This window comes from Algirhabdus cladophorae, from assembly GCF_044772865.1.
Lineage (GTDB): Bacteria > Pseudomonadota > Alphaproteobacteria > Rhodobacterales > Rhodobacteraceae > Algirhabdus > Algirhabdus cladophorae.
The window spans coordinates 3,630,836-3,644,361 of record NZ_CP173029.1 but is presented as its reverse complement, the minus strand read 5'-3'; the positions used below and the strand labels follow the sequence as shown (position 1 = coordinate 3,644,361).

The 13,526-nt window shown below is 50.6% G+C and carries 13 protein-coding genes; 9 read left to right on the top strand and 4 right to left on the bottom strand.

Features of this window, described 5'->3' with window-relative positions; translation table 11 throughout:
* Positions 1–85 precede the first annotated feature (85 nt).
* Together ACIRQ6_RS17750 and ACIRQ6_RS17745 are read left to right on the top strand one after the other, a co-directional pair.
* On the top strand, positions 86–1,228 hold the full coding sequence (locus tag ACIRQ6_RS17750; protein WP_420861951.1) for a toll/interleukin-1 receptor domain-containing protein: 1,143 nt from the start codon (positions 86–88) through the stop codon (positions 1,226–1,228).
* Positions 1,225–1,800 (top strand): hypothetical protein, encoded by a 576-nt coding sequence (locus tag ACIRQ6_RS17745; RefSeq protein ID WP_420861950.1) that lies wholly within the window; start codon positions 1,225–1,227, stop codon positions 1,798–1,800. Before ACIRQ6_RS17750 ends, ACIRQ6_RS17745 begins: the two co-directional genes overlap by 4 nt.
* 162 nt (positions 1,801–1,962) lie before the next feature.
* Here the strand turns inward: ACIRQ6_RS17745 and ACIRQ6_RS17740 are convergent, their stop codons facing one another.
* The gene (locus tag ACIRQ6_RS17740; protein ID WP_420861949.1) at positions 1,963–2,502 is read right to left on the bottom strand and encodes an RNA 2'-phosphotransferase; all 540 of its coding nucleotides are present in this window, start codon (positions 2,500–2,502) and stop codon (positions 1,963–1,965) included.
* Between the two features lie 443 nt (positions 2,503–2,945).
* Between ACIRQ6_RS17740 and ACIRQ6_RS17735 the strand changes: the two genes are divergently transcribed.
* The 7 genes from ACIRQ6_RS17735 to ACIRQ6_RS17705 all read left to right on the top strand — a co-directional run bounded on the left by ACIRQ6_RS17735 (position 2,946) and on the right by ACIRQ6_RS17705 (position 9,836).
* Positions 2,946–3,188: a helix-turn-helix domain-containing protein gene (locus ACIRQ6_RS17735; protein ID WP_420861948.1), complete on the top strand. Its 243-nt coding sequence runs from the start codon at positions 2,946–2,948 to the stop codon at positions 3,186–3,188.
* Positions 3,189–3,449: 261 nt separating this feature from the next.
* A complete protein-coding gene (locus tag ACIRQ6_RS17730; RefSeq protein ID WP_420861947.1) occupies positions 3,450–4,133 on the top strand; it encodes a hypothetical protein in 684 nt (227 codons plus the stop codon).
* On the top strand, positions 4,130–6,259 hold the full coding sequence (locus ACIRQ6_RS17725) for a Mu transposase C-terminal domain-containing protein (protein WP_420861946.1): 2,130 nt from the start codon (positions 4,130–4,132) through the stop codon (positions 6,257–6,259). Before ACIRQ6_RS17730 ends, ACIRQ6_RS17725 begins: the two co-directional genes overlap by 4 nt.
* On the top strand, positions 6,256–7,266 hold the full coding sequence (locus ACIRQ6_RS17720; protein WP_420861945.1) for an ATP-binding protein: 1,011 nt from the start codon (positions 6,256–6,258) through the stop codon (positions 7,264–7,266). Before ACIRQ6_RS17725 ends, ACIRQ6_RS17720 begins: the two co-directional genes overlap by 4 nt.
* Complete coding sequence (locus tag ACIRQ6_RS17715; protein WP_420861944.1) at positions 7,263–9,089, top strand: TniQ family protein; 1,827 nt, start codon at positions 7,263–7,265, stop codon at positions 9,087–9,089. The genes ACIRQ6_RS17720 and ACIRQ6_RS17715 overlap by 4 nt, the downstream gene beginning before the upstream one ends.
* 91 nt (positions 9,090–9,180) lie before the next feature.
* Positions 9,181–9,420: a FitA-like ribbon-helix-helix domain-containing protein gene (locus ACIRQ6_RS17710; protein WP_420861943.1), complete on the top strand. Its 240-nt coding sequence runs from the start codon at positions 9,181–9,183 to the stop codon at positions 9,418–9,420.
* Entirely contained in the window at positions 9,417–9,836 is a 420-nt protein-coding gene (locus tag ACIRQ6_RS17705; protein ID WP_420861942.1) for a PIN domain-containing protein, read from the top strand. The genes ACIRQ6_RS17710 and ACIRQ6_RS17705 overlap by 4 nt, the downstream gene beginning before the upstream one ends.
* Positions 9,837–10,134: 298 nt before the next feature.
* Here ACIRQ6_RS17705 and ACIRQ6_RS17700 read toward each other — a convergent pair whose 3' ends face one another.
* The 3 genes from ACIRQ6_RS17700 to ACIRQ6_RS17690 are packed head-to-tail and all read right to left on the bottom strand — an operon-like array spanning position 10,135 to position 13,504.
* On the bottom strand, positions 10,135–10,959 hold the full coding sequence (locus ACIRQ6_RS17700) for a plasmid partitioning protein RepB C-terminal domain-containing protein (protein WP_420863934.1): 825 nt from the start codon (positions 10,957–10,959) through the stop codon (positions 10,135–10,137).
* A complete protein-coding gene (locus ACIRQ6_RS17695; protein WP_420861941.1) occupies positions 10,938–11,930 on the bottom strand; it encodes a ParB/RepB/Spo0J family partition protein in 993 nt (330 codons plus the stop codon). The genes ACIRQ6_RS17700 and ACIRQ6_RS17695 overlap by 22 nt, the downstream gene beginning before the upstream one ends.
* Entirely contained in the window at positions 11,930–13,504 is a 1,575-nt protein-coding gene (locus ACIRQ6_RS17690) for a recombinase family protein (RefSeq protein WP_420861940.1), read from the bottom strand. The genes ACIRQ6_RS17695 and ACIRQ6_RS17690 overlap by 1 nt, the downstream gene beginning before the upstream one ends.
* Positions 13,505–13,526 lie beyond the last annotated feature (22 nt).

Sequence of the window (13,526 nt, the reverse complement as noted above, 5' to 3'; positions counted from 1 at the left end):
TAGGTAAAAATTTGTGAAATGATGTGCGCGAGCCTGTGATGTGCCGGGAGTCCAAATGCCAACATATTCGTACCAGATCATTCTTATGGGCGGCAAAGACGTTAGGCTGGATGCCCTCAAGGCTGCTGTTCAAGCGCGAGCCACGGATTTAGGGATCGATCCAAGTGAGATCGCCTATCTCGATGAAAACACTTTCTCCGGTACCTACGACAGGAAAAAGCCAGCCTTCGGCATCTACTTTGGCAATCAGAACAAAACCGTTCCACAGCCGTTAAGCCAACTAGAACAGGACTCTATCATTATTGCTCCGGTCGTGACGTCAAAAACGATGGTCGCATCTGAAATTCCCAGCGAACTTCAGCATATCAACGTGGTCGAAGTCGGCATGGATGGCGACAACATACCAAGGCTGGCGTCTCTGGTCTTTGAGACTTTCAGACTTCTTCGAAGAGAACGCGGAATCTTCATCAGTTACCGCAGAAAGGGCTCACAGCCATTGGCCAACCGCCTCTACGAAGAATTGGACAAGCGAGGGTTCGATGTATTCATCGACGTTCGATCGGTACCACCTTCTGTCGACTTTCAGGCCGAACTTTGGCATCGCATGTCGGACGTTGATACCATCCTTCTGATAGATACTCCGGGGTTCAGAGAGGGCCGCTGGACCAAAGCTGAGCTTGCGCAAGCAAATCTGTTAGGAATACAGACCCTCCATTTGCTTTGGCCCGGCCAAATAGAGGATCGTAACTTCGCGTTTAGTCGCTTCGTCAAACTCCTTGAAACAGATTTCAGTGGCCCGTCGCCAGGTCGCGGAGCCACGATCAAAGCGACGGTGATCGATAGCATCTGCGACTTGGCTGAAGAGCTGCGAGCAGAAGCTATGGCGTTCCGGCATGCTCATTTGGTAGACAACTTTTGCGATGCCGCTCAGGATTTGGCCCTCGCTACTACTGTTCAACCTCAACGTTGGATTTCAGTTGAGCTAAAGGACGGTGGCTCCTTAGCGGTGGTACCCGCCGTTGGTCGTCCAACGTCCGATCGCATCAACACCATTTTTGACGCAATCACCAACCACACATCTGCAGGCACCCCTATCTGGGCGATCTATGACAGTCGGGGAATGCATGATAATTGGATCAAGCACTTAAAATGGCTTGATGGACACTTACCGATCAAAACGGTCCCAGTAGGCGACTTGCCGAGCGCGCTAAAAAGGCTGTTAGCATGACCAACATTTTCCTCTCCGCAAGCGTCCCGCTGCCAGATAGGGACCGTAGATTTTTTGAAACAGCGGACGTGTTTCTGATACGTGAAGCCATTCGTGCACTGGTGGAGGTCATCTTACCCAAAGGACACATCACTTTTGGTGGCCACCCAGCGATCACACCTTTGATGTCGCTTTATGCGAATACTGCCAAACTCGGCGGTGAACGTATCACGATTTACCAAAGTGCGTTTTTTCTCGGTCAGTTTCCGCGCGAAAACGATGATTTCGCAGACGTTCGGTACACTGAGGCTGTACAAGACGATTTGAGCGGAAGTATTGATCTTATGCGGAGCGAAATGCTCACCAGTCGTAAATTCGACGCTGCCGTACTAATAGGAGGTATGGACGGCATCCTCGATGAGGCGCGACTATTCCGTGAGTACAATCCGACTGCTATGGTTCTTCCTGTTCCCGCAACTGGTGCCGCAGCGGCGATCGAATACAATGAGGGGAACTATCCGAGAGATTTGGCGAACGAAATCTCGTTCGCGAGCCTCTTTCGCCGCAAATTGCTGCCCAACCCTCTGTTGTAATCAAGCAGCGACATCCATAAAAAATTTAAGCGTCAGTTGAGAATATTTCGCAAGTTATCCCGATATCCATCGATATAACTGCCCTGCGCCGTTTACATGCGCTACTGTTAAGTAAGTCCAATCGAAGGAAGCCGAAACTCATGTGCCAGCTAACTCGGCCTACTAACTACTAACGCCAAAACCTAGAAATTCAGCCGGCACGATGTCCGTCAACCAAACACCGTTGTCGGCGCGATAGAATTTATGTCCCGCTTCGTGCATCGCAATGCAGTCGATACGAAGAACTGTTGGCCTGCCATGTCTTTGACCAACCCGTTCTGCCGTGATGGGGTCAGTCGACAAATGAACCTGCTGACGTTTCCCTGGAATGATCCCTTTTTTGAATATCGCATCGAGTGTTGCGCTTGCTGTGCCATGATACAGCTCACTTGGGGGTACTTCAGGCTCGAGGCCGAGGTTGACCTTGATCGAGTGTCCCTGTGCAGCACGAATTTTCTGGCCGTCTTCAGAGATGGTGAACCGTTTTTTGTCGTTTGTCGCAACAATCTGTTCGAGTTCTTGACGTGAGATATTGCGCCCAGTCTTTTTCATTTTCCTCAACAAATCAGCAATTTGAGCCCAACCGTGTTCGTCAAGTTGGAGATCAATTTCTTCCGGTTTGTGCCGGAGGACGAGTGATAAGAATTTGCTTTCTTTACTCATGGAACCATCCAGAAATTTCCTAGTTTTCGCCCGTAGCGAAATTCGGATGAGGAGCACGGGCTACTTGCCAAAGTTGGCAACGCCGCTCGCAATAGCAAACATTACTGTATTTTGAGGTCATGCAGCTAGTGAGTTTCGTATCGGCATCCGTAACACGCTCCACCAATCAAAGGAAGTAGTTTGAGCGAAGTGATCGAGCACGTGACACAACATCTAGAGAAAAAGGAAATTTATCCGGGTCGCATTTCACGGAGCATTGATCTCAAACGACTTTTTCATTGAATTGTTAACACATGCGTTAACAACCTGGTGTTAGCAATTAACTCACTGTTTCTGCTGAAAGATTTTACTTCCCACAGGATTCTACAAGACCTATCAATTAGGTGTGTTCGCAAGCCCGGTGATTCGTTTTCGGTCTTTTCTTAAAGGGAGCAATAGATCGTATGATACTAGATTTAGAGCTGCACGATGACATCCGCTATCGCTTGAAAAAGCGGGGTGTTACGCTGTCTCAGATATCTCGTGAACTTAAGAAATCGCCAAGCACGGTTACTGCTGTTTGTCAGGGGCGCGTCAAATCGGACCTTATTCAACGGGCGATCTGCAAGCACCTTGGGAAGAACCATCCGTCCGAGATTTGGCCGGATCGTTATCCCGAGTTAACCTCTGAAAAGGAGGGCAAATAAATGTCGAACGCACAATAAAAAAGAGCTGAGGGTTGCACCCCTCAGCTCTTCCTATCTCAGGTATCAAAGACACCTTCTTTTCTTACCCTTTGATCCCTGTTTTCGAGAAAAAAGTCAAGTGTTTGGCGTGAGAGATCTCTCGCCAAACCAATAATTCTGACCAATCGAAAGGGTGATCATGACCTACGTGACACACGCTAACCGCGCGAGCGTTAGTGCTCGCGCGCATACCGCACACACTAGAAAAATGGGGGTGTCTTAATGATGGGGCTCGAACAAAAAGGCTTTATCGTTCCAGACCCCTCTAGAAGTTCGCGGAAAATAAATTGGCGATCCAGAGCAAGTTGCCGTGGAACGCTAGTGCTATCGCTAAACTGCCGTCAACAGGTTGTCGTCTACGAAAGCTTGCTCGAACTGATGTGCATTTTGCTGATTAGTTCCCGAGGCGATCTGGCCGATGTTTGGGACCAACCTGAACCAATACGGTTTGCTCTTCCTGATGGCAGCCGTCACGAACATACGTTCGACTATCGTGTAACATTGGCTGATGGGCTTCGGTATGCCGTCGCCATCAAGCCCATCCATCATGTCGGGAAATACGACTTCGATCTGAAGTTGGGTTACATATGCGCCGCATTGCCAGATGCCTTCGCCGATGAAGTCATCCTTATGAGCGAAGCGGACTTTACACGGGCGCAAGCACTTAATGCTCAACGCTACCACGAGTTTACCAAGAAGCCTGACACGGATGCTGACGACCACATTGTTCGCGTTGCCCGCGAACAGCTCGAGCCCACCGTTCTGGAGGATTTGATCGCAAAGAGTGGACTCGGTGGTCGCGGTTTTCGAGCAGGTTTCCGCGCCATAATCGAGGGAAAACTCAAGCCGCTATCTCATGGAAAAATCGGGCTGCAAACCATGGTGTCTTCAGAGGTGCCAATATGATTTTCAACTATGAGCCCACAGATACATTCCTCATCTACGGTGAAGCGCATTGGTGTTCTTATCAGAACGACACTCTTTGTATCTTCGAGCCCAAAGAGAAGGGTGCCGGCCCACCGAAGACATTTAGCCGAAAAGAGATTGGCTTTCTACGAGGAAGCAATCACTGGCGTTACGTTCCGGGACCCCGAACATATGAGCGCCTAAAAAAGGCAGCCAAATCGGGAAGCAAAGCTCTGCAAGACGCGCACCCTGAAGATCAGGACGCGGCATTATTTGCCTATATGGAATGTATGAACTTGGAAGCGTTTCGCAACGCTGGTGCAATCTCGCTAACCGTCAAGAGTCTAAAGTCGAAATGGAACGAGATCGTCGGCGCATTCCTTGAACAAGAGGCAACGCGGAACCTTGGTAATGGCCCACGTCGTGGCGGGAGCAAGCTACCAGAACAGAGAAAGCCACATGCGGCCTCAACGCTGCTCAAACTTTACCGCCGGCTTCGCCAAAGTAACTATGATCCAGGAGTTTTGGTTCCGCACTATCGAACTGGGAAGGAACGAAGTCTAGGGTTTTGCGATCAGACCGAAGACTTCATCAGGCGTTTCGTCAAAGCATCTATCAATAGAGAAGATCCCTATGCGAACGCCATCGCCAAGGACACTCGCGATGCGATTTTCGCAGAGAATGAGCGTCGTTCCAAAAATGGGGAGAAGCTATTAGGTGTTCCAAGCGTGCGCACGATTGAAAGGCGTATAGAATGGCTCGACCCCTTCGAAGTGGCAGTTCTTCGTCATGGTATCGATAAAGCAAGAATGGATCATGCGGTTTCGTCTGGTGGCCTTGATCTTTTATATCCTCTCGAGCGGGTCGAAATCGACGAATGGGAAGGTGATGTTCGGGTAAAATTCAAGCAGTTGGGAATTTGGGATTCGCTTCCTCAGGACATCCGAAATGACGTACCCGATGGCCGTAAATGGATCTATGTAGCAATCGACTGTGCGACGCGCTGTATCCTCGCGATGTCTGTCTGCTCCCAGCCCAATAGCGACGCCGCACGACGAATATTGGGGCAAATTGTAAAGGACAAGACAGATCTCGCCCGGTTGGCGGGGGCGGAAGGAACATGGGATTTCTTCGGAACCCCACATCTCATTTGCACAGATACCGGCTCCGCGTTTCGGTCTAACATGTTTATACTTGCAGTGAACACGCTTGGGTCCATCATCCTGTTCCCGCCAGTGAAAATTCCTGAGCTTAGAAGCCGTGTCGAACGCTTGTTTGGCACCATGGCACGAATAATTATGCCACTGTTGCCTGGTCGTACGTTTAGCAACCCAATGGCGCGAGGCGATTATCCATCTGAAGAACGAACGGTTTTGACGGATAACGACCTAACGCGCATTTTGACGATTTGGGTGGTTGATCACTATCACCAACAACCGCACCGTGGCCTTCCGGGCGCGCAATCACCCGCAAGTCGATGGAAAGAGTTGGTCGACAAATATGATGTCACCGAGCCGCCTGATTTGAATACGCGCCGGGTGGCGCTCGGTTACGAGTTTGTTCGAACCCCTTCCAAACAGGGCGTCGTATTGTTCTCCAATCATTACGATTGCAAAGAGCTGATGAAGTATCGGCAGATCCACAAAGGCAAACCTGTACGCATTCGAATTGATCCAGACAACATTGGCGCTGTTTCGGTGGAAATAGATCGGGTTTGGTACCAAGCGAATGCGTTGAACGGTGAGGAAATCGAAGGTCTTTCAATGGATCATTGGACGCGTGTTGTGCGCGAGTTACGCCAACGTAACTCAGCTGAGGCTGAACTCACGTTACCGCAGAGAAACAGGGCAATCCAGAAAGTACGAAAGATCGTCGATGATGCGCGTGATCTCGGTGGGCTGGTCGACCCAGAATATACCGCTGAACGTCTTGATTATTTGGCAAATAATCTTTGCGCGCGCTTGATTTTCAATCATCCTGACACACCGCCTATGAGCGGTGAAGATGTGCCGTTTGGTCGCAAGATCGAACCAATTTATCCGACAGAACCGGACATTCACTCCCCAGTTACTGAGCAAATACAGCCCAATTCTGGCGATGAAGAAGAATGGAAATTGGAGGAATGACCATGGCCAATGCAGGGCAACTTTCACCCGAACTTGAAATTCTTCTCGTTCGCTTGCGGAACCGGTTTGTTCCCAGACAATGTTACAACGGATTTGCCGATACGATGACAAATTTTGAGGCGCGCAGGCGTGCCGAAATCGCTGAGGGACTAAACCCGGAGGCACGAGGGATTGCAGTCATTGGAAATTCGGGAAGTGGGAAAAGTAAGGGCGTCGAGCACTATCTGAAGAAACATGAGACCCTGTCTTTACTTACAGAAGATTGCGAAGCCGCAGATGCCGCTAGCTTTGTTGTGCCGTCACCTGCTTCATTGAAAAAAGTTGGCTATTCTTGCTTGGCCGGACTTGGATATCCTCTGTCCCGAGACCGCTCTGCCGGTATTATTTGGGGGTTGGTGCAGGAACACTTGAACGAGCTAAGGGTTATGTTTCTCCACTTGGATGAGGCTCAGGATCTTTATTCCTCTCAAAGTGAGAGGGAAATGTTTGCTGTCGTCAACACATTGAAATCGATGCTGCAAAACAAGCGGTGGCCAGTCAGCATCATTTTGAGCGGCCTTCCAGACCTATTGACCCTTTTGAACCTGGATCCCCAACTCGGGCGTCGCTTCATCCCAATTAGCTTCTCTCAGCTTGATGTGGTCGAAGATGGCAGAAACGTGCGATCTCTTCTCGGACAATACAGCACGGCAGCCAGTCTTGAATTAGAGCCCGAACTCCAAGGCGACGATTTCATCGCTCGCCTCATCCATTCTGCCGCCAACGAATTTGGCATCCTGGTTGAACTTATCATCGGGGCAATAGAATTTTGTTTTCGCGGGTGCCAACCCAGATTGGCGAAACAACATTTTGTGGCTGAGTTCCGATATCGCACGGGCTGTGTCAACGACTTGAATCCCTTTGTTAGGGCAGACTACAGCGCAATTGACCCTAGGCTCTTGTTGCCCACCAGAAGAGACGTTTCAGCACAAACCGGAGCACCCCATAAGCGGGGGCGGCAGAAATGATGCGGCTCAGGCTTTCAGTGACGCCCTTCGAGGGTGAGACAACCAATTCGATCATAACCAGGATCGCCGATCGAAACGGGGCCAGTTTTGCCCAAGATTTTTGTGCTGATATGGGGGAGCGATGGCGAGATATCACCGGTGGTGATGACATCGCGATTGAGGCGTTTGCTGATCTGACCGGCATTCCTCATGAGAAACTGGGTCGCTACGCTGTACGCGAGATTGGTCATCGTACCTATGATTTGAATGGGCAATTTCTTTCCCATAAGACTGTAGACCGAGGTAGTCTCAAGGTTTGCCCGTCGTGCCTTGTGGAGGACTTTGAACTCGGCGGTGCCCGGCATCGCTATTGCCGGGCAGAATGGCTGCTGACCAGTTACCAAGTTTGCCACAGACATCGCAAACCGATGCTACCGCTTCCAAAGGCCGAATTCCCGAGATCCCCGTACGATTTTTATCAGCGCATCAAGGATTGTTGGAGGGCGATACAACGTGCCGCTGAAACTCACAAAGATTTCTCAGGCGATGTGGCGTGGGAAACATATCTGGCTAGTCGCGTGCGTGGGCGCAAATCAAGCGTTTGGTGCGACCGTTTCGACTTAGATCTACTCTGCCACATCGTAGTGAACCTTGGCACAGTCATTCGATTTGGTTCGGCACGAAACCCATCCGACTTGAGGTCCGATGAAATGCCACGCGCGGCATCGCTGGCCTTCCATGCTGTTAGGGACGGACACAAGTCCTTAGTTAGCGCTTTTCGCTCAGTACGTGACGCCTCGAATAGCCCAAAACCTGGGTTCCAAGCAGATTTTGGCGCGTATGCACGTTGGTTGTATCGTGTCGATTATCGTAGCCCTAGATATGCCGAGCTCTTGGACCTTACTGCCAGGTTTGCTTTTGAAAATTACCCGTTTGGTAAGGGTGACGTATTATTTGGCCGAACGTGCCAAGAAAGACAGATCCACAGTATCACATCAGCTGCCAAACAGCACGGTTTGAAACATCCTAGAATGACAATCTTGGCTGTTGGCCTAGGGTTGGGCTCCAAGGATCGGCACGAGCGTATAGAATTTTCAGCGAAGAAATATGATCCAGTTCTGAATGAATTTGCGCGATGTCTGCGACCAAAATTGGCAGCAGCCGAGTTGGGCATCCGAGTAGAGGCCTTACAGCGATTGGCCAAAGTCGGGATCCTAAAGCCTCGGTTTGATATGCCGTCTATGGTGCCAGTTTATCATCCCAGCGACTTGGAAATGTTTAGGTCCGGTGTTCTGAAGCAAGCTACCGTAGTCGACAAAATTCCGACCGACATGATCCCGCTATTTAAACTATGCAACCATGCTAAGTGCCATTTTGAGGAAGCGATTGATCTTGTGCGATCAGGCTCTCTGAGTTCCTTTTGTAGGCTGCATTCGTCCTCAAGAATTCATGATTGTTTTGCAGATCTAGAGGATCTACGCGATCAATTTCAGGGACCCAAACATCAGGGCTACACAAAGCAAGATGTAAAGCGCTTGCTCCGCGTCAATGATCCAACGGTGACCTTGCTGGTGCGGAAATCGATGCTTCGAGCCCGCATGGTTCGTCATCACCGATCGCGCCGCCCGATGGCACTGATCGGTTCAGATGCAATGTCAGAATTTCTTAGCAGCCATGCAACTCTGGGGATGATGGCCTACGCTGCGAGGACACAGGCAAAGCACGTCGCTACCAAGCTCGATAAGGCAGGTTTTGAGCCGCTCCCTCTAGGTGAGCGGTTCAGCAAGATCTACCGACGAACCCCCGAACTCGAAAATCTGTTTCATCCAGGAGGGATAGCATGAGCTGTTTCGTCAAGTTTACTTGCTCCTGCATAAATCGAATCCAGCCCAGGTTCACGGTCATCAATCAGCAAAACGCAAAGGTACTTTCGTCATGGCAAGCATAACAGTGAGAAACCTCCCCGATGAAGTTCACCGCTGCCTCAAACAACTCGCTGCTCAAAATAATCGAAGCACAGAGGCAGAAGTTCGTAACATTCTTTCGACTGTGGTTCGACAACGAACCGGCGGTGGTTTGGGCACGACGCTTCACAAGTTGTGGGGTAATAACCTCGGCGGCGACCTGAAAACTCAACGTAGTACAGAAGGTCTTCGCGAGGTTAATTTTGAATGATTATCCTTGATACAACCGTCATTTTGGAAACTCAGCGGATCGAGCCTGACACAAACGTTATGGAATTTCTGGACGGCCTTGATCCGACAACAACCTACACCACCGCGATTACAGTCACAGAAATCATGCGCGGAATTGGTTTGTTACCCTCTGGGAACCACAGGAAGGAGCTTGAGAAAACAGCGAGCACGCTGTTCCAAGAAGCCTTTGCTGGACGTATTCTCCCTTTCGACTCAGAAGCAGCGCGGCTTTTTGAAGTTGATGTCGTCCGAAACGAACATCCCGGATTGGCAGTTTCTTTTGCCGATCGGGTGGTCGCTGCGATTGCTATGTCCAACAATGGTGCAACTATTGCGACACGCGATGTTCCCCGATTTGAGGCTTTAGGTGCGCTGATCGTTTACCCGTGGAAGTGATTTCAAGGGCTGCTGAACCGTTAGTTGTCAGTAGCGGCTTTAGATAACCCTGAATCTTAAAAATTGAAACGATAGTCCGTATTCCTACAACGACTGTCTGCTTGGACCTTAACAGCTTCAGAGGTGCAAACAGACAGTCACGTAGATCAATGCCGGACATGAGGCCCGGCGGGATGGGCTCAAACGGGATCGCCGCCATTCCCATCGCCGCACTTGATCCGCCCCACAGTGCGGCGTCTCCTGCGGTCCCCGCGCTTTATGGGTCCGGGTCCCCAAACAGATTTTTTGGTTGGTAAATCTAGGACACAAATGCCTCCCGTTCGGTGATCTTCTCAAATTCAGGCAGAAATTCCTCATGATGCAGGGCGAGGTACCTCGTGATCCGTTCATTGCTCACCAACCGCGTAACGTAGCCGCGCGCCAAAACAAGATCGAGATGATCAGCCCCATAACTGTCTTCGACCAACCGCACTTCTCGTTCGAGGTTGGCAGACTCGCGTTCCATTAGATCAAGCTGTTGGCGGGAGATGCCTTTTATCTTCTTCGGTGTCGCCCCAGAGACCAGCTGGCTTTCAGGCGTCCCCGCCAAGAGAGATTGGGCGTAGTTGACGGTGTATTTGTTCATCGTCACCATCAGCTGCGCCGCTTCTATCTGGCGCATCGGTTTCATCTTCTTGAGAATACGAAACCCGGTCAAAGCAACCTGCTTATCTTTCAACATCTCGGCGGCTTCAGGACAGATGCCATCAAGCAAACGCCTTTTGTCTTGAAGAGTCTTGATGTTCACATTTAGTGCTTTTGCTAAGCGTTCTTCAGACGCACCGAGGGTCAGTGCGCGCAAAATCATCTTATGTTCTTGGATGGTCGCAAGCCTGCTGATCCGCTTGTTATAAGTGAAGGCTTCATCGTCGGTGGAAATGATACATGGCGTTTCGGTGGCACCTTGATCCTTAAGCACTTCCAAGCGCAAATGCCCGTCAAGCAACGTGTATTGCGTCGGATCTTGCCGATCACGGGTCACAACGATCGGCTCGACGAGGCCAATCTCGGCAATGGATGCGACAATCCGTTTGAATTTGACCGTCTCCTTCGTTTGCGGAGTTACAACATAAAGTGGTGCGATATGATCGAAACCGATGCGTCGTAAGTCGCGCTCAAAGGCGGCGGCAACGATCTGTTCTTCGTCTCCAGTTGTAATGTCATAGCTCCGTCAATGCGGGTTAATCGATCTGCGATTGTCTTGGGAATGTTGGACAGGCCTTCGGCGCGTAAAAGCGTGACAAAATTTTCGTCTGAAAACAGCGTCTTCAAGGACTGGGTCAGAAACATAATTTCGCTTCGTGTCGCCCCAGCCTTACGCAGTAGGATTTTCTTCTTTTCCACATCGTTTTGATAGGTTCGCAGCAACGTCTCAACAGAGAGGTTCTTGCGCGACCTCTTGTCTGATGTGCCACGGCCTTTTCCAAATTGTTTGCGGGCTTCAACCAAGCGCTTCGCCGCCATCAGACGACCACCGCGCAAAACTTTGCTTTCATAGGCCTGACGCAGCACCGTTTGTACGCCAACATCATCGGCTTCCGCGATGTCTACTGCGACGCTGACCGGAATTTTCCCGCTTTCAACAGCGCGCAAAAGCCGGTGTTCATTGCTCTCCAACAATCGAATGACACCGTGCACGTATTTGGCCGATAGCTGGGTCTTCGCAGCGATCTCCCGCTCAGAGTATCCACTTTCTTTGAGGCGTTTGATGTCCCTGAGTAGATCAAGCGAATGGTGCTGCCTACGCGCGAGGTTTTCGACCAAGCTCATCACAAGACAATCCTCAGAGCTGGCGGTGATGACAACTGCCGGTATTTTGTCTTGTCTCAATACCTTGAAGGCTTCCAATCGACCTTGGCCACAAACCAACTCGTAAGTAAGGTCACCACTCTCATCATCCCGGCGGGCAGCAACGGTGATTGGGCGTTTTAGGCCAAGCTCAGCGATATTCGTAACGATTCCATCAAAGACCTTCTGATTGCGGATACGCGGATTGACCACAGTGATCGCATCGACCGCAATGAGCTCGGTGTGTTCCTGCGGGGCGTCAGACATCACGCGACCTCCAAGATTGAAATGCGCTCACACATGGCAAAGAATTGGGTGAGGTCATCAAATCGGTATGCGTCGAGCGACAAGCCATTGCTTTCTGACAGGCGCAGTTTGGGAAATGTCATATCGACGGTTGGCAGCAAGTAATAATCTAGCGGGGTTTCGTTTGCCTGATCCATGCGCACAACAACTGTGATCTCGGGCAAAAGACCGGTGTCTAACCTGATGTTCCACCGATACGCACCGGCATCGGTCTGTGTGCATCTGGCGATAACAACAGAGGCAGAAAATTCTTGATTGATGGTCAGAAGGCCCGTCTTGGTATCGCGCTGGACCAACCCGCCAACCTGTTCGATCCCTACTACTGTCTCATGGATGATCCCGGCATGGATTTTGCGTAGACGTTTGTTGATTTCGATGTATCGATAATCCCTGTCAGGGGTGAAACCGACCAACTTATACGCTCTGAGTAAGCTACCGAACCTGCTTTGATATGCACCACTGGACGGCAAGGCGCTGGCTTCGTTGATGACGATGCCAGAAAGAAAACCATGCGTTTCTAGTGCATGCCGTAATCCATCCAGCATTTCTTCATCTGAATATCGGTGTGCTTTGGCAGCAAAGATGGCTTTGGCGGCGGCAAATAAACCAGCGTCGACAATCGCTTCAAAGGCGCCTTCGGATCTGACCCAGTCATCTGGACTATTGTGCACATGGCGTTTTTTCAATTTGAAGGAATGTCGGTTCCAGATGTTGTTCCCGATGTACTTTTCGTTTGAGAGCAACTGTCGCACCACGGACGGTGTCCAGTCCCGATCCAAATCTGTTTTGATTCCCTTGGCGTTAAGATCGGCGGCTATCACAGCTTCGGACTGATTGTCATCGACGAAGCAACGGAAAATCTGGTTCACAACTGCGATTTCGTCTTCAGGTCCGGGAACGAGCGTTGCGCGGTCAGTATGAATACTCTTATGTTCGCCTCGCGCTAAAACACCTTTCTGGTTGCCAGCTTCATCGATCAGCATCCGCCGCAGGCCGTACCCGGGCGGGCCGCCTTGTCGGTAGCCCATTTCAATCAATCGAGACTGACCAGCAAAGACCTTTTGCGACAGCTCGCGGCTGTACTCACCCGCCATCGCACGTTTGACGCCCTTAACAATCGTGGAAACTGGACTGCCGTCATTTTCAAACTGTTCGGCGCAATACTCGACAGCAATGCCCGCGCGTTTGCAGATATATTCGTAGTACGCGCTCTCATCAGCATCTTGAAACCGGCCCCAGCGGCTGATGTCATAGACTAGAACTGTGTCAAAATCTGTCTTCCCGGTTTGGATGTCTTCGAGCAACTGCGAGAGGCCATCACGCCCTTCGATGCGCAATCCACTTTTACCTGCATCGGAATATGTCCCAATGATCTGATAGCCGCGTTCATCGGCATAGCGCAGAATGGCATCCGACTGGTTTTCCGTCGAGTACCGCTGATGCTCAGTCGACATGCGGACATATTGCGCAGCCTTTCGACGACTGCCTTGTTCATTGCTGTCTTCCCGCCAATTCAACGTTGCGGCCCTCCACATTCAAATTTGCAATTCCGTACTA

What these genes read in the sequence shown, in the direction of transcription:
- ACIRQ6_RS17695 (WP_420861941.1), bottom strand. Translation starts at nt 11,930, where the DNA reads ATGTCTGACGCCCCGCAGGAACACACCGAGCTCATTGCGGTCGATGCG.
- ACIRQ6_RS17720 (WP_420861945.1), top strand. Translation starts at nt 6,256, where the DNA reads ATGACCATGGCCAATGCAGGGCAACTTTCACCCGAACTTGAAATTCTT.
- ACIRQ6_RS17745 (WP_420861950.1), top strand. Translation starts at nt 1,225, where the DNA reads ATGACCAACATTTTCCTCTCCGCAAGCGTCCCGCTGCCAGATAGGGAC.
- ACIRQ6_RS17735 (WP_420861948.1), top strand. Translation starts at nt 2,946, where the DNA reads ATGATACTAGATTTAGAGCTGCACGATGACATCCGCTATCGCTTGAAA.
- ACIRQ6_RS17690 (WP_420861940.1), bottom strand. Translation starts at nt 13,504, where the DNA reads ATGTGGAGGGCCGCAACGTTGAATTGGCGGGAAGACAGCAATGAACAA.
- ACIRQ6_RS17750 (WP_420861951.1), top strand. Translation starts at nt 86, where the DNA reads ATGGGCGGCAAAGACGTTAGGCTGGATGCCCTCAAGGCTGCTGTTCAA.
- ACIRQ6_RS17725 (WP_420861946.1), top strand. Translation starts at nt 4,130, where the DNA reads ATGATTTTCAACTATGAGCCCACAGATACATTCCTCATCTACGGTGAA.
- ACIRQ6_RS17715 (WP_420861944.1), top strand. Translation starts at nt 7,263, where the DNA reads ATGATGCGGCTCAGGCTTTCAGTGACGCCCTTCGAGGGTGAGACAACC.
- ACIRQ6_RS17730 (WP_420861947.1), top strand. Translation starts at nt 3,450, where the DNA reads ATGATGGGGCTCGAACAAAAAGGCTTTATCGTTCCAGACCCCTCTAGA.
- ACIRQ6_RS17710 (WP_420861943.1), top strand. Translation starts at nt 9,181, where the DNA reads ATGGCAAGCATAACAGTGAGAAACCTCCCCGATGAAGTTCACCGCTGC.
- ACIRQ6_RS17740 (WP_420861949.1), bottom strand. Translation starts at nt 2,502, where the DNA reads ATGAGTAAAGAAAGCAAATTCTTATCACTCGTCCTCCGGCACAAACCG.
- ACIRQ6_RS17705 (WP_420861942.1), top strand. Translation starts at nt 9,417, where the DNA reads ATGATTATCCTTGATACAACCGTCATTTTGGAAACTCAGCGGATCGAG.